The organism is Halorubrum sp. AJ67, assembly GCF_000513435.1.
Genome location: NZ_CBVY010000038.1, coordinates 1 through 2,410, shown reverse-complemented (window position 1 = coordinate 2,410; position 2,410 = coordinate 1). Strand labels below are relative to the sequence as shown.

Below are 2,410 nucleotides of genomic sequence, written 5' to 3'. Positions count from 1 at the left end.
GTCGCGTCGCGCTCGGCACGACGCTCGGCATGGCAGCCGGCGGCGTCGGTGCCGCCGCGGTCTCGCTGGCGCTCTCGAAGAAGGTCGACACGCTGTACGTCGCGAACGGGCTGCTCGCCGGGCTGGTCGGCGTGACCGGCATCGCGAACCTCGTCACGTGGTGGGGTGCCGTCGCGGTCGGTCTCCTCTGTGGCCTCCAGCTCCCGCTCGTCTTCGAGTTCGTCTCGGACACGATGAAGATCGACGACGTCTGCGCGGTGTTCCCGGTCCACGGCTCCGCCGGGGTCCTCGGCGTACTCGCGCTGCCGTTCGTCAGCATCAACGGCTTCTCGGTCGACCTCCTCGTCTCGCAGGTGATCGGCGTGGTCGTCATCACCGCGTGGACCGTCATCGCGACGGCGATCGTCTTCGGCGCGTTCAAGGCCCTCGGTCAGGCCCGCGTCACCCCCGAACACGAGCGCGACGGCCTCGACGTCAGCGAACACGGCGTCGAGACGTACCCCGAGTTCGGCCGCGCGAACGTGGCGACCGACGGCGGCCCGTCGGTCGTCGACGCGACCGAGTCGGCGAACGACTCCCCGCGCGCCGACGGCGGCGAGGAATCCGGCGCGGAGATCAAGATGGTCACGGCGGTCGTCCGCCCCGACAAGCTCGGAGCCATCAAGCAGGCGCTCGCGGAGGTCAACGCGCCCTCGCTCACGGTGACGAACGTCTCCGGCCGCGGCAGCCAGCCCGCGAAGAAGGGCCAGTGGCGCGGCGAGGAGTTCACGGTCGACCTCCACCAGAAGGTGAAGGTCGAGGTCGTCGTCGCCGACATCCCGGCCGACGAGGTCGCGGAGGCGATCGCGGGCGCGGCCAAGACCGGCGAACCGGGCGACGGCAAGGTGTTCATCATGCCCGTCGAGGACGCGCTTCAGGTCCGCACGGGCGCGACCGGGCCGGAGGCGGTGTAGGCGCGTAGCGCACGAACTGACCGGCCGCTTTTTTTGCGGATCCGAACCGGACGCGACCGGTTCGGCAACTACTTTCAGCCCGCCGACCCAACCGTTCGGACATGAACCACGAGCGCTCGCGCGGGCTGTACGACCGCGCGCTGTCGGTCATGCCGGGCGGGGTCAACTCCTCGGTCCGGGCGAACATGCCGCACCCGTTCTTTATCGAGCGCGGCGACGGCGGGCACGTGATCGACGCGGACGGCAACCGCTACGTCGACTGGGTGATGGGGTACGGGCCGCTCCTGTACGGCCACGACCTCCCGGACCCGGTCGAAGCCGCGGTCCAGTCGCACGTCGCGGAGGGACCGATGTACGGTGCGCCGACGGAGATCGAGGTCGAACACGCCGAGTTCGTGGCGCGACATGTCCCGAGCGTCGAGTCGATCCGCTTCGTCAACTCGGGGACGGAGGCGACCGTCTCGGCTGTGCGGCTCGCGCGCGGCCACACCGACCGCGACAAGATCGTCGTGATGCAGGGCGGCTACCACGGCGCACAGGAGTCGACGCTCGTGGAGGGGTCGGCGGACGACCCCCACCCGTCGACGAAGGGGATCCCGGAAGAGTTCGCCGAACACACCCTCCCGATCCCGTTCAACGACCCGCAGGCGGCCAAGGAGGTGTTCGCCGAACACGGCGACGACATCGCCGCCGTCCTTGTCGAGCCAATCTTAGCCAACACGGGCATCGTCGCCCCGATCGACGGCTACCACGAGACGCTCCGGGACCTCTGTGACGACTACAGCTCGCTGCTGGTCTTCGACGAGGTGATCACGGGGTTCCGCGTCGGCGGGCTGGGCTGCGCGCAGTCGAAGTTCGGCGTGACGCCGGACGTGACTACCTTCGGCAAGATCATCGGCGGCGGGTTCCCGGTCGGCGCAATCGGCGGGAAAGCGGAGATCATCGAGCGGTTCACGCCCGCGGGCGACGTGTTCCAGTCGGGCACCTTCTCCGGCCACCCAGTGACGATGGCCGCGGGGAAGGCGACGCTGGAGTACGCCGCCGAGAACGACGTGTACGAGCACGTCAACCGGCTCGGCCGGAAGCTCCGTGAGGGAATAGCCGAGATCTGCGCGGAGCGCGCCCCGGAGTACACCGTCGTCGGCACCGACTCGATGTTCAAGACGGTGTTCACCCGCGACGCGCCCGACGACGTCGACGCCTGCTGTGCGGGCGGCTGTCGGCAGAACCCCGACTGCGCCCGCTACGAGACCTGCCCGAAGACCGGCGCGGACGTCGCCGCGGCCGCGACCGACCGGTGGGAGCGCGTGTTCTGGCAGGAGATGAAAGACCGGGGCGTGTTCCTCACCGCGAACCAATTCGAGTGCCAGTTCACCTCCTACGCGCACACGGAGGAGGACGTCGAGCGGACGCTGGAGGCGTACCGCGAAGCGATCTGAACACGCGAGAATCGAAAG

At 69.3% G+C, this 2,410-nt stretch carries 2 protein-coding genes; both read left to right on the top strand.

Annotated features, from left to right (window positions below):
- Positions 1-953, top strand: a 953-nt coding sequence (locus BN903_RS14875; RefSeq protein WP_048078472.1) for an ammonium transporter, incomplete at its 5' end; no start/stop codon positions are given.
- A gap of 101 nt (positions 954-1,054) precedes the next feature.
- Complete coding sequence (locus BN903_RS14870) at positions 1,055-2,392, top strand: glutamate-1-semialdehyde 2,1-aminomutase (protein ID WP_048078471.1); 1,338 nt, start codon at positions 1,055-1,057, stop codon at positions 2,390-2,392.
- The last annotated feature ends 18 nt before the right edge of the window (positions 2,393-2,410 follow it).